17 protein-coding genes and 1 tRNA gene are annotated in these 18,711 nt (G+C 64.6%); 7 read left to right on the top strand and 11 right to left on the bottom strand.

Annotation, left to right across the window (positions count from 1 at the left end):
- Positions 1-4 precede the first annotated feature (4 nt).
- The 6 genes from D9V29_RS09735 to D9V29_RS14940 all read right to left on the bottom strand — a co-directional run bounded on the left by D9V29_RS09735 (position 5) and on the right by D9V29_RS14940 (position 5,978).
- A complete protein-coding gene (locus D9V29_RS09735; protein WP_121673199.1) occupies positions 5-880 on the bottom strand; it encodes a glycosyltransferase family 2 protein in 876 nt (291 codons plus the stop codon).
- A complete protein-coding gene (locus tag D9V29_RS09740) occupies positions 873-1,688 on the bottom strand; it encodes a CDP-alcohol phosphatidyltransferase family protein (protein ID WP_121673126.1) in 816 nt (271 codons plus the stop codon). The genes D9V29_RS09735 and D9V29_RS09740 overlap by 8 nt, the downstream gene beginning before the upstream one ends.
- Positions 1,669-2,757, bottom strand: a complete 1,089-nt coding sequence (locus tag D9V29_RS09745) for a glycosyltransferase family 2 protein (RefSeq protein ID WP_229790505.1) — start codon at positions 2,755-2,757, stop codon at positions 1,669-1,671. Before D9V29_RS09745 ends, D9V29_RS09740 begins: the two co-directional genes overlap by 20 nt.
- Before the next feature lie 114 nt (positions 2,758-2,871).
- A complete protein-coding gene (locus tag D9V29_RS09750; RefSeq protein WP_121673127.1) occupies positions 2,872-4,476 on the bottom strand; it encodes a S1C family serine protease in 1,605 nt (534 codons plus the stop codon).
- Between the two features lie 153 nt (positions 4,477-4,629).
- A complete protein-coding gene (locus D9V29_RS14935; RefSeq protein ID WP_183084971.1) occupies positions 4,630-5,430 on the bottom strand; it encodes a hypothetical protein in 801 nt (266 codons plus the stop codon).
- Positions 5,406-5,978, bottom strand: a complete 573-nt coding sequence (locus D9V29_RS14940; protein ID WP_183084972.1) for a hypothetical protein — start codon at positions 5,976-5,978, stop codon at positions 5,406-5,408. Before D9V29_RS14940 ends, D9V29_RS14935 begins: the two co-directional genes overlap by 25 nt.
- Positions 5,979-6,091: 113 nt before the next feature.
- Here D9V29_RS14940 and D9V29_RS09765 point away from each other — a divergent pair, with 113 nt between their 5' ends.
- Complete coding sequence (locus tag D9V29_RS09765; RefSeq protein ID WP_121673130.1) at positions 6,092-7,297, top strand: aminotransferase class I/II-fold pyridoxal phosphate-dependent enzyme; 1,206 nt, start codon at positions 6,092-6,094, stop codon at positions 7,295-7,297.
- A gap of 4 nt (positions 7,298-7,301) precedes the next feature.
- On the opposite strand, the gene D9V29_RS09770 is transcribed toward D9V29_RS09765, so the two are convergent.
- A complete protein-coding gene (locus D9V29_RS09770) occupies positions 7,302-8,129 on the bottom strand; it encodes a carbon-nitrogen hydrolase family protein (RefSeq protein ID WP_121673131.1) in 828 nt (275 codons plus the stop codon).
- 82 nt (positions 8,130-8,211) lie between these two features.
- On the opposite strand from D9V29_RS09770, the gene D9V29_RS09775 reads away from it, so the two are divergent.
- The 5 genes from D9V29_RS09775 (at position 8,212) to D9V29_RS09795 (ending at position 11,849) form a co-directional block, all read left to right on the top strand.
- On the top strand, positions 8,212-8,538 hold the full coding sequence (locus D9V29_RS09775) for a DUF7882 family protein (protein ID WP_121673132.1): 327 nt from the start codon (positions 8,212-8,214) through the stop codon (positions 8,536-8,538).
- Positions 8,539-9,072: 534 nt separating this feature from the next.
- Positions 9,073-10,194 carry a M23 family metallopeptidase gene (locus tag D9V29_RS09780; RefSeq protein ID WP_183084973.1) on the top strand — a complete coding sequence of 374 codons (1,122 nt, stop codon included), beginning with the start codon at positions 9,073-9,075 and terminating at the stop codon, positions 10,192-10,194.
- A 158-nt stretch (positions 10,195-10,352) separates the two neighbouring features.
- Entirely contained in the window at positions 10,353-10,730 is a 378-nt protein-coding gene (locus D9V29_RS09785) for a DUF7882 family protein (protein WP_229790504.1), read from the top strand.
- Between the two features lie 133 nt (positions 10,731-10,863).
- Positions 10,864-11,091, top strand: coding sequence for a hypothetical protein (locus D9V29_RS09790; RefSeq protein WP_121673134.1), 228 nt, complete (start codon positions 10,864-10,866; stop codon positions 11,089-11,091).
- Positions 11,088-11,849, top strand: coding sequence for an SDR family NAD(P)-dependent oxidoreductase (locus D9V29_RS09795; protein WP_121673135.1), 762 nt, complete (start codon positions 11,088-11,090; stop codon positions 11,847-11,849). The genes D9V29_RS09790 and D9V29_RS09795 overlap by 4 nt, the downstream gene beginning before the upstream one ends.
- A gap of 89 nt (positions 11,850-11,938) precedes the next feature.
- On the opposite strand, the gene D9V29_RS09800 is transcribed toward D9V29_RS09795, so the two are convergent.
- The 4 genes from D9V29_RS09800 to D9V29_RS09815 all read right to left on the bottom strand — a co-directional run bounded on the left by D9V29_RS09800 (position 11,939) and on the right by D9V29_RS09815 (position 17,096).
- Positions 11,939-12,012, bottom strand: a tRNA-Met gene (locus tag D9V29_RS09800).
- Positions 12,013-12,094: 82 nt separating this feature from the next.
- Positions 12,095-12,997, bottom strand: a complete 903-nt coding sequence (locus tag D9V29_RS09805) for a class I SAM-dependent methyltransferase (RefSeq protein WP_121673136.1) — start codon at positions 12,995-12,997, stop codon at positions 12,095-12,097.
- A 22-nt stretch (positions 12,998-13,019) separates the two neighbouring features.
- Complete coding sequence (locus tag D9V29_RS09810; protein WP_121673137.1) at positions 13,020-15,929, bottom strand: UPF0182 family membrane protein; 2,910 nt, start codon at positions 15,927-15,929, stop codon at positions 13,020-13,022.
- Positions 15,930-15,998: 69 nt separating this feature from the next.
- The gene (locus tag D9V29_RS09815) at positions 15,999-17,096 is read right to left on the bottom strand and encodes a YlbL family protein (protein ID WP_121673201.1); all 1,098 of its coding nucleotides are present in this window, start codon (positions 17,094-17,096) and stop codon (positions 15,999-16,001) included.
- A 189-nt stretch (positions 17,097-17,285) separates the two neighbouring features.
- Between D9V29_RS09815 and D9V29_RS09820 the strand changes: the two genes are divergently transcribed.
- Positions 17,286-18,650 (top strand): zinc-dependent metalloprotease, encoded by a 1,365-nt coding sequence (locus D9V29_RS09820; protein ID WP_373294826.1) that lies wholly within the window; start codon positions 17,286-17,288, stop codon positions 18,648-18,650.
- Positions 18,651-18,711: the final 61 nt, after the last annotated feature.

Below are 18,711 nucleotides of genomic sequence, written 5' to 3' on the forward strand. Positions count from 1 at the left end.
CCACTCAAATCACCGGCGGTCGGCCAGCGCGCGTCATCCGCCACACGGTCGACCAGCGGATCGGACGCCGTTCGCCCGGGTTGGTCGACCAGCCTTCACGCCAGCCGCCAAACCAGGCACGAAGCGCCGCCGGTTGACGCCACCAGCGAAGAACATGGACCCCGGTCCACGCTCCAACGTAAACCGGAACAAAGGGTGCCGGAAGGTTCCTGCGGGCAAGCCAGACCCGGTTCCTGGCGTTGAGGCGGTAGTACTCGGGGTGCCTGGTCTGGACCACAACCGGGTGGTGAGCCTCGAGGTCTCCTGCGTACCAGGCGCGCTTGCCCTGGTCCCAGACCCGCCAGGCCAACTCGATGCCCTCGTGGGCGTAAAAGAACGGTGCTGCCCAGCCGCCGGTGGCGTCGAAGACTGCGCGCGGCAGGAACACCGCTGCCTCGAGGCAGGAGAAGACGTTGCCTGGATGTCTCGCGTCGCCCTTGCGAATCCTCGGGATCCAGCGTCTCGGAGCGGGCGTTCCCGTTGGATCGGTCAGCCGGGGCTGGATGAGTCCGATTCCGGGGTCACCTGAGACGAGAGCGATGCAGGATGCCAGGAAGCCGGCATCCGGGAGAAAGGCATCGTCGTCGAGAAAGAAGATGTACTCACCGGACACGACCGCAGCGCCGCTGTTACGCCCCGCAGGAATGCCGACGTTCTTCGGCAACGCGTGACCTCGGACGCCGTCAGGCAGGCCTTCGGGCTCCCATCCGTTGCCGACGACCACGACGTCGAGGTCTACATCGCGCTGATCGAGGACGCTCCGGATGCCGCGGGCGAGGTCGTCCGGTCGGGATCCCTGGGTAAGGATCACGACGCCGACGCTGGAAGTGACTTCAGGCACGGACACGCTTCGACGACATGATCGCGACGAAGTGCCCCAGGAGCGTGATGACCCCGAGGACCAGAAGAATGACAAGCACTCCGCGCATCGCGGTGAGTTCGCCGATGAACAGTCCGACAACGGCGGCGGCGAAGATGACCATCGTCAATTCCACCGAGTGGAAGATGCGGTGGAACGGGAGGAACTTCGCGACCTTCCGCGCGGCGGCGAGCACTCCCCCGCTCGGCGCCGACTCCCCCTCCGTGTAGGTGAGCTTCGGTGCACCGTAGTTGGCCCTGGCGACGCGGACCATGTCGTTGAGTGCCTTGTTGAGCACGATCACGAGCGCGAGCAGCGCTCCCAGGGTCGTGTAGAGGTAATCCTCGGGCGTTTCGAACGGGTACCCGGCGGCACGGATCGCCAGCGCAAGTGGAATGAGGGACTCGGTCGAGTAGTGGCCGACAGCGTCGAGGAACGCTCCGGCGGGCGAGGAGGTACGGCGCCAGCGAGCAACCTCGCCGTCGCTGCAGTCGACGAGCATCTGCAACTGGCCGAGAACAAGCCCGAGGAGTGCGCCCCAGATTCCGGGGATGAGAAGCGCGCCAGCGACCGACCATCCGGTGAGGATCATCAGGCCGGTGACCCCGTTGGCGGAGATTCGGGTGCGCAGCAGCAGCCAGGTCAGGTATGGCGAGATGTCGCGGAGGTACAGCGACGCCGTCCAGTGTTCCGCGTTTCGGCGCCCCCGAACCTCTGGCGGTTGGGCGACCTCTCTCAGCTCCGCGATCGTGCGGGGCTTGAGTGGTCGATCAGTCGACGCGTCCGACACTCGTGCCTCCGGTTCTTTCGTTCTTCAACGCTGAGATGTTGCTCGCCAGCGAGAGGAAGCCGAGCACGAATCCGACTCCCCAGCAGAAATGGATACAGGGCAACACTACGAGAAACCACAGCTGCGAGCGGATGCCGTCCCGTCGGGCGACGAGGAGAGTCGCTGCGATCACGAGGAGGAGATACACAACGGGCGCCACCCAGCCGAGCAGAAGAAAACTCGGCGCCCCGACGACAGCCTGGACGAGACCGATGAGCCCGACCAGAACGCCGATTCCGACGCCGACGACCATGACCGGAGGAGCGAAGTAGCGGAGGTTGTTTGCGCTGGGGAACCGGCGAGTCAGTTCTCCCCGCCACAGACCGGTCGAGAAGAACTGCCGTGCGAGAGCCCCGAAACTCGGTCGGGGCCTGTAGGTGACCTTGAGCTGCGGAGTGAACCAGACAACACCACCCGCCAGCCGGATACGCCTGTTGAGTTCCCAGTCCTGGCCACGTTTGATTCGTTCGTCGAACATGCCGACTCGCTCGAGCGGCCCTCGGCGGAAGACACCGAGGTACACCGTGTCTGCAGGTCCTTCCGCCCCGCCGACGTGAAGCGGAGTCCCGCCGAGGCCGACCCTGCTGCCGTACGCCCGCGCGACAGCGCGCTCGAATGGCGTGGTTCCCTGCGCATCCATGATGCCGCCGACGTTGTCGGCGCCGGTGCGCTGCATGGTTTCCACTGCGATCCGGGCGTAGTCGCTCGGAAGCACGGAGTGCGCATCGACGCGGATGACGACCGGATACCGCGTTGCCGAGATAGCGATATTGAGACCGGCAGGCGTTGAACCGACCGGGTTGGACAGCACCCGGATGCGCGAATCGGCGCGTGAGAGCTCCTCGACGAGTTCGTTGGTTCCGTCTATGGACGGACCGACCGCGATGGCAACCTCGAACGGACCCGGGTAGTCCTGCCGGAGCAGGCTGTCGACAGCGGCCCGGACATGGGTGACGTCATTCAGGACGGGCATGACGTACGAGACCCCGACGAGTTCAGCGCTTGCGCCAGTCGATGTGCTCTCGGTCATGGTCTCCACTCGATGATTTCGTCGGTCGAGCCTATCAGCGGCGACGTGAGACGGACGTCGCGTGCCAACGCACAACGCCCGCGAGCTGAATGCTCGCGGGCGTTGTGAGTCCGATCAGAGAACGAGTTCTCCGAGGGTCACATCAACGGTTCTCGTGTCACCGTCACGGACATAGGTCACCTCGGCCGTGGCACCGGCCGCGAGTGCGCGTACCTGAGCTGTGAGGTCGGTCGCGCCCGTGATCGGATGCCCGTCGAAGTTGGTGACGATGTCACCTTTCTGCAGGCCTGCGTCAGCCGCGGCGCCGCCCGAGCTGATGTCGCTGATCAACGCGCCGACAACAGGGCTGTCCTGAGCGCTCGAGGCGTCGCCGACGCTCGCTCCGAGGAGTCCGTGGGTTGCCTCGCCGCTTTCGATGATCTCGTCCGCGACACGCTTCGCGATGTTCGCGGTGATCGCGAAACCGACGCCGATGCTTCCGCTCTGGTCGGAACTCTGCGCGCTGCCGGCGCTCGCGATCGCGACGTTCACCCCGATGAGCTTTCCTTCGCTGTCGACCAGTGCACCTCCGGAGTTCCCCGGGTTGATGGCGGCATCCGTCTGGATGACAGCGAGCGAGATCACCGACTGCGTCTGAGGGTCGCTGTTTTCTTCGCCGGGAAGGTTGAAGCCCCACACGTCGTACGGACTTTCGGATCCGTCCTCCTGGGTGGAGTCCTCGGGCACAGCGGAGGACGCGACGGTGATGCTCCGGTTGAGGGCGCTCACGATCCCGTCTGTGACGGTTCCAGCCAGGCCGAGCGGAGCACCGATCGCGACGGCCATGTCACCGACGTTGAGCTTGTCGGAGTCAGCGAACTCCATGGGGGTCATGCCGCTGGCGCCCTCGAGCTTGATCACGGCGAGGTCATAGACCGGGTCGGTGCCGACGATCGACGCCGAGTACAGTTTGCCGTCGTTCGCCGTCACCTGAATCTGCGGGTCAGGGATCTTGCCGTCGAGGGTGACGACGTGGTTGTTGGTGAGGACGTAGCCGTCTTCGCTGAGGACGATGCCGGAACCACTTCCGCCACTGTTCGCGCTCTGGACCGCCAGAGTCACAACACTGGGCGAGGCCGTCGCGGCGATCGCCGTCGCCCGGGTGACATCCGAGGTGTCGTTGATGGTGATGTTCTGAGAACCGCCGGCACCGGCGGTTACGGTAGTTCCCTGGTTTTCGACGAGGAGAGCAGCCGTGCCCGCGCCCGTCGCACCCCCGACCAGAGCGCCGATCGCCAGACCAGCGATGAGGAGGCCAGCGGTGGAGCGGCGCTTCTTCGGTGGGTGTTCCTGCTCGGTAGCCCCGTTCGACGCCGAACCGAATGATGGCCCATAAGCATCTGTGCTCTGGTTGTCGCCCGGGTAGTGCTGGCTCGCGAAAGGAGAGTTCTGGTCGGCGAACGCCGGATAGTCCTGAGTCGGGTACGCGTCGGTGCGTTGTTCTGCACCGTGGTCACCTGACGCCACTCCGAAAGCCGCACCCGATGCATGAGGGTAAGCATTGGTGGGAGCGGTGTCAGTGCGGTGAGCGGCCTCCACACCGGGGAAGTAGGTCGGCACGGGAGGAATGACAGGCGGCGGTGCTTGCCAGGAACCGGATGCCGCGTCGGCGTCCGGGCGCGGAGCAGCGGAGTCCTGGGGGTCCCGGGAGTCGTTGGGGTCCTGCGGGGTTTCGTTCATGGGGTGCTCCTTCCAAGCAAAGCCAGCTTTCACGGTCAAGCTGGGCGTTGACTATGCGCACTCTGTGAACGAACTAGGGCGCGACCGCGATCCTGCCGTTACCCGCGGCTGGTGCTCAGCACCGCGATCACCACCCAGCGTAGCCAGATCCCCTCAGCACCCGGGTCCGCTCGGATTTCGTGTACATTCCCGATCCACCAGCACCGTCTTCGCCGTGCCGGCCACCGCGGCAACGACGGTGGCCGGTCCGGGAAGGGTGCCTGCAATACTGCGCCACGCCAGCGTCGCGACCCGGAATTCCACGGTGTACGACACAGTCACAGACACCCGGTAGAGCCCTTTCTCATCGAACACATGACTGGTGGGGGTCGTTGAGAACTCTGGCAATCCGAGCGACGACCACGTCGCGCCCGGCACGCTCGACCTCGTTGAAGTGCCGTCGCCCCACGACCACGAATAGCTCGACGGGGTGAAACGGACATCCACCGCGTGATCGAAAAGTGTCCCCGAGACCACGTGCGTGCGGGTACCGACGATGAAGTTCGCCGGTAGACCGACGAGCATCCAGCCGTCTGGCTCCATACGTAAGCTCGGTGCGAGCGGCCGGAACGCTGCAAGATCGCTCAGGGTGATCGCATCACTGACTTCGACGCAGGACGTGCATCGCATCGACGTATCGATGACGTCCTCTCCTCCACCGTTCCCACCATCGGTGTCGCGTCCCCCATCTTCCCCATCGGTGTCGCCTCCTCCGCCACCGTTACCCCCGTCGACAATCCCGTCACCGCGAATGACGGCGTCGCCGCCGTCGATGCCGCCCTCGGAGCAGAACCCAGAGACCTTATCTTGCACGTCACAAGCAGCTGCAGTCGCCGGTTCAAGTGCCCCGCCGCTGATCAGTTGGATCGCGACCGCGAGCGATACGACACCTAACAGGATGCGGGATTCAGCCATGTGTCGACCTTTGCTACCAGGAGTGAAGAAGGCTCACTATCGGATGTCACTAAGGAGACAACCAAGGGAACGGAGTCGGGCCTGTTGATCGGAGTCACATCTTGACCAGAGGCGTCAAGGACCCGCACACCGGAGACGTCACGGCAGACGTTGAGAGCGATCGAACTGTCGCTTTCGCCAGATTCGAATGAAGCCACGCTCACCACGGAGAAAGTTGATACCCCCTTCGTGTGCCAACCATTGGAGTTGATCACACCGGGTTTTTCGAGTTCAGTTAAGTGCTGTTGCGTTACCAGCTCCTCCAGCTCGTCCCAATTCTTGGCGCCAGCAGAATTTGCCTTGTCAAATGCTGCGTTATACCGCGTTAGAACATCCGTCGCCGCGGCGAGCGCCTCCTCCTCCGACGCGAATATCGCCGTCGACGTGGGGGTGGGAGGGGCGGTCGGTGGCGGAGTGCAGCCGACGAGGGATGCGGCCAGCAGGCACGTGACGGCGACCGCGGTGCTGCGCCGCGGCATCCGTCGGGGTTGCGCCGACCGAGCACTCATGGCGACAGAGTAGAACAGTCCGGTGGTGTTGCGGGAGGGTTATCCACAGATCAGTTGGGCTCGCGACTAGCCTTGGATCCTCAGGCGGTGACGCCGGATCGGAGGGAGCGCGGATGCTCGAGCATGGAGGCTGGCAACGAACTGCGGCGGGAGCAGGACTCCTCAAACCGGACGGTTCGATCGCCGCCACGATCTTCGCGGAGATGAGTGCTCTCGCCGTGGAGACGGGAGCGATCAACCTGGGGCAGGGCTTTCCAGACGAAGACGGACCAGCCGCCGTCCTCGAAACTGCCAGACAGGCGATCAGCGATGGCGTGAATCAATACCCGCCGGGCCGCGGTTTCCCCGATCTGCGTCTCGCCATCGCCGAACACCAGAAAAGGTTTTATGGGCTCGAAATGGACCCGGACACCGACGTGCTCGTCACCGCCGGCGCTACCGAGGGCCTCGCCGCGGCCATCCTTGCTCTTGTCCAGCCGGGCGACGAAGTTCTGACCTTCGAGCCGTTCTATGACGCGTATGGCGGGCTCGTCGGGCTCTCCGGCGCGGATCACCGCACGGTTGCACTCCAATGGCCGGACTTCCAGCCCGACCATGATGACCTCCGCGATGCGGTTTCGGACCGCACTCGGATCATCCTGGTCAACAACCCGCACAACCCGACCGGCGCGGTATTCGATCGGGCAACTCTCGAGTTGATTGTGGAACTCGCCCACCGCCACGACGCGATCATCGTCACCGATGAGGTCTATGAACACCTCATCTACGACGCGGCTCACATCCCGGTCGCCTCGCTCCCCGGCGCGTGGGAGCGAACCGTGACGATCTCCTCGGGAGGGAAGACGTTCAACACGACCGGCTGGAAGACCGGCTGGGCCACCGGACCCGCGGACCTGATCTCAGCGATAACGACGGTCAAGCAGTACCTCACCTACGTCAACGGTGCTCCGTTCCAGCCCGCCATGGCGACCGGCCTCAGACTGCCTGACGCGTACTTCCATGGCGCCGCTGCTGAACTGCAGGCAAAACGCGACATTCTTGCTGCGGGCCTTCGGAACGCTGGCTTCGCGCTCTCCCTGCCGAGCGCCTCCTATTTCATCGTGGCGGATGCCTCGGCACTGGGAGTGACGGACGCAGCGGATTTCTGCAGGCGGCTCCCACACCTCGCCGGAGTGGTGGGCGTGCCCGTTACCGCCTTCGTGAATCGCGACCGGCACGAGAGCTACCGTTCGCTTGTCCGGTTTGCCTTCTGTAAGAAACGACCGGTGTTGGAAGAAGCTGCGCGTCGGCTTTCCGCTCTTCGTCCTGGAACTCCCTAGGGATCTAGACGTCTCGGGCGTCGTTTGGCACAACGGAGAACCGGCGCAATTCCAACGCCGGGTTGACGGCGCGTACACGTGCGATCGTCGAGCCGGATGCGAAGCCGACGGCGACATCCGTTTCGATTCCGATCCCGGCGATCTGAGTGCCCGTGGGGTCGATCACCATGCTGTTCCCCACGCCGATCGGCGGCGTGTGGTCGGCAGCGGCGAGGTAGACGGTGTTCTCGATCGCCCTCGCGGTCACGAGGGTGCGCCAGTGGTGCTCCTTGAGCGGCCCACGCACCCATTCGGCTGGAACGAGCACGACGTCTGCTCCGGCGTCGACAATTCGGCGTGTCACCTCAGGAAAACGGATGTCGTAACAGGTCTGGATTCCGAACCGCAGACCACCGGTCTCGAACAGTTCGGGCTCATCGAGAGCGCCGGGCACGACCCAGTCACTTTCCTTCTGACCAAAAGCGTCGTACAGGTGTTGCTTCCGGTATCGGGCAACCAGTTCAGCCTCGGGCGACAGGACGACGATCGTGTTTGCGAACTTCGACGCGTCCTCGGTGCGTTCAACGAGCCCCGCGACCACATGGACGCTGAGTTCCTGAGCCAGACCGGCGAGGGTTTCGACGAACGTCCCGTCGAGAGCTTCGGCATGATCGACCAGGTCCTGTCCCATTGGATCACTGAAGTAACTCGAATACTCGGGGAAGACCACGACGGATGCCCCGCGCTCGACCGCGCGCTCCGCGAGAGCGCGAATGGCGAACAGATTTGCCTCAGCGTCGGCCTCCGGCGAGAACTGGGCGACAGCGATTCCGATGGGCGCGTGTTCGGTCATCGCCCCAGCTTAGGCAACACGCGAAAAGAATTGTCGGCTCGGCTTGGCGCGAGAGTGCTCAGTTCTCGTGCAGAATGAGTGCATGGGATACCTGGTCTACGGCGACGGCACGGAATATGAAATTGACGACAGGGCCCTCGCGCACCTCAAGATCGTCATTGGCTCGAAGCTTCGGCGACAGGAGGGATTCTTCGTCAGCTGGGAACACACCCCTGAAGAAGGCTCCGGTCGCGTCTCGGTGTGGGTGTCCCCAGCGATTCCGATCCAGTTCAGGTTCGTCGGCAGCAAGACCCCGGAACTGAACCGCCAGTGGCTCGAAGTGCTCGCTGATTCTTCCTTCGGCCCGCGCGGGCTACACCTCCTGAGCGAGGCAGATGCAACCAAGCAGGCGGCCGCACGCAAGTCCTGATCGGGGCCGACCCGGGCCGTGAGGGCTTGGAAAAACCTGTGCATTCGCATGGATGACGCAGTGCTCACCGGCGCGACGTTCACGAGGAATTGTCACGATTCTTGCGCGTGATCCCATACCGGGTGGCATTTAGCGCATTTTGTATGCAATTACGCCGGGTTTTTGCGTCCTGGGGCGTTACCAATTTGTTAACTTCCCTCAACTCAGGATGAAAAATCGGTTCAATTCGCGTAGTGTCTAGGGAGTCCCATTGGCTCGACCCGGAGCCGAAGGACGCGCGTGAGGTGCCCCCCTCGTCCCTTACGCGGTTCCCCTCTTGCTGAGGACGAGGCAGCGTCATGACCCATGTCGCTGCGGGCTTTCGGAGAATGTACTTTGGCGAACGCTGGTGACTCCCTGTCAGGAAACGGTCATTTGACCCGACGTGACAGGCGAACCTCCCGCGAAGCCGCCGCTACGCCATCCGAGCCCGTTACTCGCCGTAGCCTGCGCGAACGTGCAGCGACCGCCCAGACCGAGCCTCAGGCAGAAGCGATGCACATCGCGGTCCCTGAGCCGACGCCCCTGCGCCGCCGCCGCGATGCGCGCGCCGCCGTCCAGGCGGAGCGCCCCACCGCACCCGAAGACGTCCCCGTCGTCGAAGAAGCCATCCCACCGGTACCCGTGTGGGCCGACCCGATGGACGAAGCGATCGACCAGGCGCCGTCGGCCTCCCCGGAGATGCCCGAAGCAGACGCACAGCAGACGCCAGCGGATGCCGTCAGCCCCGCCCCGTTCGACGCCGCCCCCTCTTCGGTTGCCGCAGCCTTCATCGCGCCGACCAGTGGAATTCACCGTCCGCATTTCCGCGAGACGACGGTGGCCGACTCGGCACCTGTGCCTGCCTCGGCCTTCCGCGCACACTCCTCGGCGCCCCGGCCCGCTCGCTGGCGCTCGCTTCGATCACCCGCAATCATTGCTCTCGCTATCCCCGCGCTGCTCGGTACTGTCGCCCTCCCGGCCTACGCGTTCTCGCCTGGCACCGGCTCGACGGCTCAGATCGCCAATGCGAACGCCGCACTCACCACGGATGCGAAGGCTGCGCAGTCCTTCACCGTCAGTGACGATGTCACTCTTGCCGAAGTCGAGCGCGACGGATACTCGGCGACCAGCGCTGAAGAGCTTGAGCAGACCTACGCAGCAGCCGGTTATATCTACGACAGCGCTTCGGCGCTTGCCGGCTACCTCGCGCCGTCGACCAGCGGCTGGTGGCGCCCGCTGCCAGGAGAGATCACCTCCAAGTACGGTCCTCGCGGCCTCATCTGCAACGGCGCCGGGTGCTCGAGCTCGTTCCACGAAGGAATGGACTTCGGTGGAGCTTGTGGCACACCGATCAAGGCTGCTGCGACCGGAACCGTCAGCTTCACCGGAAATGCCGGCGCATTCGGAAACCGCGTGATCATCGATCACGGCGACGGTCTTCAGACGATCTACGGTCATCTTCTCAGCGGCTCGTACTCCGTGTCCGTCGGTGACGTCGTCGAAGGCGGCACCGTCATCGCAGAGGTCGGAGCGACCGGCGTCGTCAGCGGGTGCCACCTGGACCTCAAGGTCGCGGTGAACGGGGAACACACCAACCCCGCACCGTTCCTGCGCGAACGCGGCGTAACCGTCTAGTTTCTCCCGCTTCTCGTCACGAACAGCACGCTCGGTGCGTTTCGCTTGCCATCCGCCACCGAAACGGCAATGATCGCACTACCCGTTGACACAAGTGACGGGTCGACGGCGATCCGCTCGCGAGGTCGCCGATCGGGCCACCGACGAAAGCAGCGGACATGGGCACCCTGACCTACGACGGCGTCATTGTCGAGTTCGACGACCGGCTCCTTGCACACCTCCAAATCGTGATCGTGCAGAAGCTGCGCTGCGGCGAGAGCTTCCTGCTCTCCTGGAAGGATGCCGTCAGTATCGGCAACGGCCGAAGCTCCGTCTGGTTGCACCCCTCCATCCCGCTGTATTTCAAGTTCTGGGGCAGCAGGCCCCCGACGATCAACCGCCAGTGGATCGCGGAGCTCACCGCTTCGGCCAACAGCGCTCATGGCCTTGTCGTCTTCGGCGAGGATGGATCCCACCAACCGACGGCGGGCCGCGCTCCGGAGAGCAACCCTCAGCATCCAGCGCCGCACCCCGACCAGCGGCCCCACGAACACTGATGCTCCGTTTTGTCGCTGTGAAGTCAAGCCCTTGTTAACGTCAGCTCTATCGCGTTTGCTGTAAGTAACCATTAGCTGAATCACCGGTCGTCCATGACTGCGCTGGCGATTGGTTTCTACTCAGGAGCGACGAATGACCATCGAAGCTATCCGTACCCCTTCGCGGCCGCAGAAGGCCGACAGCGCCGTCTGGGTACCCGTAGCGACCGGGCTGTGGGTGGGCAGTACCGCAGGCGACTTCATCGGCATGATCGAGAAGGTTTCGCCGCGGGCCTACGTCGCCAGAAACGGACGCAGCGAAGCGGTCGGTACGTACGCGAGCCTCCTGGAGGCCAAGCGGTCAATCGAGCGGCGTAGTTGAGAGCGGTTCTGGTTACCGGCGCTTCGACGGGAATCGGGGCCGCAGTAGCGCTCCGCTTCGCCCAGGCCGGCGACCGGGTCGTTGTTCACTACGCCAGCAATCAGGACGCCGCGGGAGAGACGCTTCGCTCGCTCCCGGGCGACGGGCACGCTGCGATCGAGGGCGACCTCAGCCAACCGGGCGAAGCGTTGAATATCGTTGCCGCTGCGACGACCGCGGTCGGGCTGCTGGACGTCCTCGTGTGCAATGCCGGCATCGCGCCAACTGCCGAGAACCGGCATGTCATCGGCGAGGTCGACTACGACGACTGGGCCGCCACCTTTCGGCGGATGATCGACGTAAACCTCATCGGTGCAGCCGATCTGGCGTGGGCGTTCGCGAGGCAGCTCATCGAGCGGAAGGCCCCTGGCGCAATCGTCAACGTTGGATCGCGGGGTGCTTTCAGGGGCGAACCCGAGTTCCCGGCCTACGCGGCGAGCAAGGCCGGCCTGCACGCACTGGGGCAGTCACTGGCGGTCGCACTTGCACCGCACGCGATCTCAGTCACCGCGGTCGCCCCCGGCTTCGTGGCCACGCCCCGCCAGCTCAGCAAGCTCGATGGGGTGGATGGCGACGTGCTCCGCGCGCAAAGCCCCTTCGGGCGCGTTGGGACCCCGGAGGAAATCGCTGCGGCCGTCTTCTGGCTTGCCTCGCCAGAGGCGGCGTGGTCATCAGGCGCCATCCTCGATGCCAACGGGGCTTCTTACCTTCGCAGCTGATGAGTGTGGCGGCAGCCTGCGGCGAGAACGCGGCTGGAGCCCCGACAAAGCAAAAGGCCCGGAATCTCAACGATTCCGGGCCTTCTCTGTTGCGGGGGCAGGATTTGAACCTACGACCTCTGGGTTATGAGCCCAGCGAGCTACCGAACTGCTCCACCCCGCGGCACAAGAAATGACTCTAGCACGGATAAATGATGGGCGCCAATCCGCGCCGTCGATCCATCGACGCGAACGTCGCGGCCTCATCATGAGGCGGGCTTGGCCGCCACGAGGCTCAGCGCGAGAGGCAACCAGCGGTCCTCTGGCCAGCCGTACATTCCGTCTCCGACGGAAACCAGGTACGGAAACATCCGCCACGGCAGTTCGTCGTGTTCGGCGAGGCGGTCGATTCGCAGCCCGGCGTCGAGAAGAGACGTCATCACCTCGGAGAGTGGGTGCATCCACTCCCACGTCCTGGTGTTCTCCAGCACCGCCGACTCGTCGGCGTAGTCCGTGACGTCGTCGAAGATGTCCGGTTCAGTCTGGGCGTACGGATACCGGAACACCGGCAGCGCATTCGGCTCGTCGGGATCGGCATCGAAAACCTGCGCTGACGGGTGGCTGTCGGCGAAGTACAACGACCCACCTGGCTTGAGGAACCACTCGACGATGCGCGCCCACTCCCCCACGTCAGGCAGCCAGCCGATGGTTCCCCAGGTCGTGAAGATGAGATCGAACGAGTCGGGTTCCGGCAGCGCGTGCCTCGCGTCGTAGATGTTCGCCGCGACGAAGCGCGAGCGGTCAGCGAGTCCGATCTCGTCAGCGAGGGTGCGGGCCTCACGGACCGCCGCCATCGAGAAGTCCAGACCGATGACGGATGCGCCGCGCTGGGCGAGCGCTAATGTGTCGGCCCCGAAATGGCACTGCAGGTGCAGCACACGTTTCCCGGTGAGGTCGAATCGTCCATCGTCACCGGGGAACAGCGCCTGGAGCTCAACCTCGTCGATGGGAGTGAGGCGACCGGCACCCGCGCGAAGTAGCCCCTGATCGTAGAAGTCGCTGTGGACGTGGATGGGTACGCGCTCGTCCCACTGCGCCCGGTTGGCTTCGAGCCATTCTCCTGAACGCAGATTAACGCGAAGTGGGGCGCCTGACGAATTCTCGGTCATGCGCCCCACGTTATCGCGTCGGCTACGGGTTGAGCAGAGCCAGCGCTCGTGCGAGAGCGTCGCTCAGGCGGGCGTCCGCCTCGCCGTACGCTGCCCAGTCACCCTCGGCCAGTGCTGCTGCCTTCTCGTCCATCGCTGTCTTCGCAGCAGCCAGCGCTTCGCGCAACTCCTGGTCGGCAACAGGGTCTGTGGTCCCGGGGTCTTCGCCCTCACCGGTGTCCGGTTCGGTCGGAGCATCCGGAGCGTCCGGGCTCTCCGTGTCGGGCGTGTTGCCGTCACCGGCGCTTGCTCCGGAGTCTCCACCGAAGAGCGAGTCCAGAGCTTCGTCGAGGGTGTCCTCGAACGCGATCTGGTCACCGAACGCGACGAGCACCTTCTGCAGAAGCGGGTAGCTCGTCTCACCGGTCGACTGGACGTAGACGGGCTGGACGTAGAGCAGACCGCCACCGACCGGCAGGGTCAGCAGGTTACCGTTGAGCACCTTCGACTGTCCCTGCTTCAGCAGGTTGATCAGGGATGACACCTCGGTGTCGGTGTTGAACGCGTTCTGCACCTGTCCCGGACCGGGAACGGTGACGTCCTTCGGCAGGGTCAGAAGTCGCAGCTTGCCGTAATCGTCTCCGGGCTTGCCGTCCTCGGCTCCGGCGTCTGCATCCACAGCGAGGTAACCGGTGAGCACGCTGGACGCACTGTCACCCGTTCCCCGCGGCACGAACGTCGAGTACAGGGAGAACGACGGCGACTCCTGGCCCGGCATCTGCATGGTCAGGTAGTACGGCGGCTGAAGCTCGGCTTCAGCCGCGTCGGACTGCGGGTCTGCCGGAGTCGACCAGGCGTCGGTCTTGGAGTAGAACTTACCTGCGTCGGTCACGTGGTACTGACCGAGGATCTGGCGCTGCACCTTGAAGAGGTCCGAGGGGTACCGGACGTGGCTCATCAGGTCGCCACTCATCTTCGAGATCGGCTCGAGAGTCGACGGGTAGATCTTCTGCCAGGTCTTGAGGATGGCGTCCTCGGTGTCCCAGGCGTACAGGGTCACCGAACCGTCGTAAGCATCGACCGTCGCCTTGACCGAGTTGCGGATGTAGTTGATGTCGTCGAGCGCGAACCGCTGGTTGTTGGTCGCCGAATCACTGATCGCCGTCGACAGGCCTACCGTGCGCGAGTACGGGTAAGCATCGGACGTGGTGTAACCGTCGACGATCCAGACCACACGTCCGTCGACCACGCTGGGATACGGGTCGGAGTCGAGCGTCAGGTACGGCGCGACCTTCTTCACACGGGTGGCGGGGTCGCGGTCGTAGATGATCTGCGACTCGCTCGTGACGTCATCCGAGAGGAAGATCTGCTCCGACTGGAACTTCAGTGCGTAGACCAACTTGTTGAGGATCGTGTCGAGCTTCGGCCCTCCGTCACCCTTGAAGGTGTTGTAGGTTTCCGACTCGCCTTCCTCGCCGGACGGGTAGTCCAGCTCCACCGGCTTATTCCCCTTCGGGGCTCCGATGATGGAGTACTCCGGTGACGCCTCACCGAAGTAGATACGCGGCTCGAAGTCGCCGAGGTCACCGGATGTCGGGATCCCGGATTCGAGGAAGACCGGCTGACCGTCGACGGAACGCTGGTTTCCGTAGGCGGCGACGAGACCATATCCGTGGGTGTAGACGAAGGTGTTGTTCACCCAGGTGTCTTCGGGATCCTGCCGCAGTTCACGAAGCGCGACGACGGCATCCTGGCTTTCACCATCGATCTGGTATCGGTCGACGTCGAGGTCCTGCGAGAAGGAGTAGTAGTTCTTGAACCGCTCGAGCTGCGAGATCGAGGGGCTGACGAGCGCGGGGTCGATGATACGGATGGATGCCGTGGTCTCAGCGTCCTGACGCAGAGCGCCCTCGGCGGCATCCGTCGTTGCGTTGTACGGGATCTCCTCGACATCCGCCACGTCGTATGCATCTCGGGTGAGATCGATGTTGCGCTGAATGTAGGGCGTCTCGAGCGTCTTGGCGTTCGGGTCGACCTGGAAGCGCTGGACGACCCACGGGTAGGCGGTGCCGACGAGGAGCCCTGCGACGAGGAGAAGCGCTGTTCCCACGACCGGGAGGCGCCAGCGCCCGATGAACGCGGTGACGAGGAAGAGCACCGCGACGAGAGCGGCGATGCCCGCGAGGATGACCCGTCCGGGGATGGTCGCGTTGTCGTCGGTGTAGTTTGCACCGGTGATCAGGTCACCGGTCTGGTTGAGCGTCACGTACTGGTCGAGCCAGATCGACACAGCCTGCAGCGCGATGTAGAGACCTGCGAGGATCGCGATCTGGATCCGCGCCGCTTTGGAGATGCGCAGGTCACGACCGGAGACCCGGATCGAACCGTACAGGTAGCTCACCGCGATGGTGAGCAGGGTTGCGAGGAGGACGACGGCCGACGCGAAGCCGACGAGGCCACGGAAGAACGGAAGCTCGAAGAAGTAGAACGAGACGTCGAGTCCGAATTGCGGGTCGGTCTCACCGACGGGAGTCCGGTTCAGCCACATGAGGACGACTTCCCAGCGGGTGGCTGCCGCGAAACCGGCGAACAGACCGAGAACGACGGGGATGCCGTATGTGGCGAGGCGACGGAGAGGCTCGACGAGCTCCTGGTAACGGTCGAGCTGGCTGCTCAGCTTGGCGTAGACCGGCCGGAGGCGGTAGGCGAGCATGATGCTCGCCCAGACCGGAAGCGCCATGCCGACGAAGCCGATCACGAACATCACCGATGAGGCGATCCATTGCGTGGTCAGAACGTTGGCGAAGCCCAACTGGGCGAACCAGAGGAAGTCGGAATACAACCCCGCAAAGATGAAGAACGCGACCACCAGCACCCCCACGACGGCTGCGGTGATGGCGAGCGGGGCTCGGCTGCGGTTGGGAGTGGAACTGGCTGATGATGCGGATGTCACGTGTGGCCTCTGTCAGTTTTCGGGGTTCACCGTCAAGTCTACGGGGGTCCGGGCACTGGAAGCTGTGAGCTAGCCGCTGCCTTCCGGCCGCTCGCAGGTGGGCAGCGCATCGATCCCGCTGTCATCGGCGACCGCTTCCAAAGCGGTCAGTGCGTCGTCGAGCGTCGCAACGCTGAGAACGCGGATGCCGTCGGGCACGTGACCGACGACTTCGTTGCAATTGGCCTCCGGCGCCAGGAAATAGTCCGCTCCCGCGTCGACCGCACCGAACAGCTTCTGCCGGATTCCCCCGATCGGGCCGACGACGCCCTGCGCGTCGATCGTTCCCGTGCCCGCGACGTTCTCGCCTCCGTTGAGTTCGCCGGGAGTCATCTTGTCGATGATGCCGAGCGCGAACATCATCCCGGCGCTCGGGCCGCCGACGTTGTCGAGCTGGATCGTGACGTCGACCGGGAAGTCGTAGAGCACCTTCGTCGCGATACCGATGATGGATGTCTCTTCGCCGTCGGCAGACTCGGCCGAGACCGGAGTGATGGCGACCGTCACCGGGTCTCCCCCGCGGCGGACATCGAAGTCCGCCGGAGTACCGCTGCCGTTGGCCGCAATCGCATCGCGGAGGGAGTTGAGGTCGGAGACCTCCGTGCCATTGACGGCGAGGATCTCGTCGTCGACCTCGAGCTTGCCCTCTGCCGGCGCGCCATCGGCGACCTGGCCCACCGCGAGCTGAGAAGGGAACTCGAAATCGAGTTCGGAGAGGGCAGCAGCGACGGCATCCTGTTGCGAGTCAACCATCAGCGCGGCGTTCTCCGCCTCACGCTGCTCCGTGGTCACTCCTTCAGGGAACAGTGCGTCGACCGGCACGATCGCCTTGCTGGGCGAGAACCACGCCATCGCGACTTCGAACCAGTTGGGCCTCTGCTCGCGGTTACCGACCGCCTGCACCGTAAGCATGTCGAGCGAGCCGGCGGTTTCATATGTCCTGGCCCCTTCGACGGTGACCATCGGGACCTCGTCGTCCTTGATCTCCACCGAACCGAGCGTGTTGAACACGGGCCCGGGCTGCTGGATCACATAGGAGGTCGGCCAGAGCGCAAGACCGAGAAGAAGCACGAACGAGATCGCGAGTGCCAGCCAGCCTCGGTTTCGCCGGCGGCGGACGCGCTCCATGCTCGCCAGTTCGGCGTCGGAGAACAGCGCCTGCGGTGCAGTGCCGGCGGGGTTATCGGTGAAGAGACTCATCGTGCCTTTCGTCTGTTCGCGACGGGCGGACACCTGCCAGGGGCAGCCACGCGAATCTCAAGGGTTCACCGACTAGCGTAGATCCCGCAACCGAATGCTGTCTGAAAGGTGGCCTCTGTGCCCGACGAATCCGACAAGAACCCCGAGGACGATTTCCGCGACATGCTGCGGCAGTTCCTGGCCGGGAACGCCGGGATCGATCCCAGCCAGCTTGCGGGAGCTGCCGGACTGCCCGGCGATCCGGCAGCCGTCAACGCGATGATCAGCCAGCTTCGCAACGCCCTCCAGGGTGCTGGCGACGGCTCCATCAACTGGAAGGCGGCGACCGATCAGGCGGTCACGCTCGCGACGACCGGCGCCGTTTCGACCTCCCCCGAGCAGCGCGCCGCTCTTGACCAGGCCTTCTCCATCGCCGCGCTGTGGCTCGACGACGTCACTGGCATCAGCGAGCTGACGAGCGTGCCACGACTGGTCAGCCGCGCAGAATGGGTCCGCGCAACCATGCCGGTATGGACTCAACTCGCGGAGCCGGTCGCGACAAGCATCTCCGACGCTCTCACCGGGGTTCTCCGGGATCAGGCACCGGAAGAGTTCCAGGGCATGGTGGAGAACGCCGGCGCCCTTCTCCGCAGCATCGGAGGAGCCCTCTTCGCCATGCAACTCGGCCAGGTCGTCGGACAACTGTCGACCGAGGTCGTCTCGGGTGGAGACATCGGCATTCCCCTCCTCGACGACAACCAGGCCGCGATCCTCCCCCAGAACGTCACGGCGTTCGGTGAGGGTCTCGACATCCCCGAGGATCAGATCCACCTGTATCTCGCTGTGCGGGAGATCGCCCACGCCAGGCTCTTCCGTCACGCCCGCTGGCTGCGTCTTCACCTCATCTCATCGATCACGGAGTTCGCCCGTGGCATCCGGATCGACACCGACCGCCTCGAAAGCCTCGCCGAAGGATTCGATCCTTCGAACCCGGAGGAACTGCGACAGGCGATGGTCGACGGCTCGCTCATCCCACCCAAGACCGACGCGCAACTCGCCACACTCGTGCGCCTCGAGACGACGCTCGCGCTCGTCGAGGGCTGGGTCGACGTGGTGACGGCCCGGGCGACCTCGCGTCTGCCCAAGGCGGATGCCATCGCCGAGATGGTCCGCCGTCGACGCGCGACAGGTGGTCCCGCTGAATCAGCGTTCTCGACCCTCGTTGGCCTCGAATTGCGGCCGCGGCGACTTCGCGAAGCCGCAGCGATGTGGCAGCAGATCACGGATGCCGTCGGTGACGACGCGCGGGACGACCTCTGGTCGCACCCCGACGTGATCCCGACCGGCGGCGACATCGACGATCCTGCTGCACTTATCGCGCGCCTGGAGGCTCGTGCCCGCGGCGAGGTCCCCGAACCGGACGACATGGACACCGCTCTCGAAAACCTGCTCCGCGGCGAAGCGGGGTCCGGTCCTGGCGAAGAAACACCCCCCGCCGTCTGACGTGACGGCAGGACTCGTGCTGCTCTGCCGGCTTCACCGCTCGTCGGCGCGCAGTGCGCGC

Origin of the sequence: Mycetocola manganoxydans, from assembly GCF_003667545.1 — a bacterium.
In the GTDB taxonomy this organism is placed as follows: Bacteria; Actinomycetota; Actinomycetes; order Actinomycetales; family Microbacteriaceae; genus Mycetocola_A; species Mycetocola_A manganoxydans.

Coding starts and splice junctions, on each gene's coding strand:
- D9V29_RS09750 (WP_121673127.1), bottom strand. CDS start 4,476: ATGAACGAAACCCCGCAGGACCCCAACGACTCCCGGGACCCCCAGGAC.
- D9V29_RS14935 (WP_183084971.1), bottom strand. CDS start 5,430: ATGGCTGAATCCCGCATCCTGTTAGGTGTCGTATCGCTCGCGGTCGCG.
- D9V29_RS09780 (WP_183084973.1), top strand. CDS start 9,073: ATGCACATCGCGGTCCCTGAGCCGACGCCCCTGCGCCGCCGCCGCGAT.
- D9V29_RS09745 (WP_229790505.1), bottom strand. CDS start 2,757: ATGACCGAGAGCACATCGACTGGCGCAAGCGCTGAACTCGTCGGGGTC.
- D9V29_RS09815 (WP_121673201.1), bottom strand. CDS start 17,096: ATGGAGCGCGTCCGCCGCCGGCGAAACCGAGGCTGGCTGGCACTCGCG.
- D9V29_RS09775 (WP_121673132.1), top strand. CDS start 8,212: ATGGGATACCTGGTCTACGGCGACGGCACGGAATATGAAATTGACGAC.
- D9V29_RS09805 (WP_121673136.1), bottom strand. CDS start 12,997: ATGACCGAGAATTCGTCAGGCGCCCCACTTCGCGTTAATCTGCGTTCA.
- D9V29_RS09790 (WP_121673134.1), top strand. CDS start 10,864: ATGACCATCGAAGCTATCCGTACCCCTTCGCGGCCGCAGAAGGCCGAC.
- D9V29_RS09765 (WP_121673130.1), top strand. CDS start 6,092: ATGCTCGAGCATGGAGGCTGGCAACGAACTGCGGCGGGAGCAGGACTC.
- D9V29_RS09770 (WP_121673131.1), bottom strand. CDS start 8,129: ATGACCGAACACGCGCCCATCGGAATCGCTGTCGCCCAGTTCTCGCCG.
- D9V29_RS09785 (WP_229790504.1), top strand. CDS start 10,353: ATGGGCACCCTGACCTACGACGGCGTCATTGTCGAGTTCGACGACCGG.
- D9V29_RS14940 (WP_183084972.1), bottom strand. CDS start 5,978: ATGAGTGCTCGGTCGGCGCAACCCCGACGGATGCCGCGGCGCAGCACC.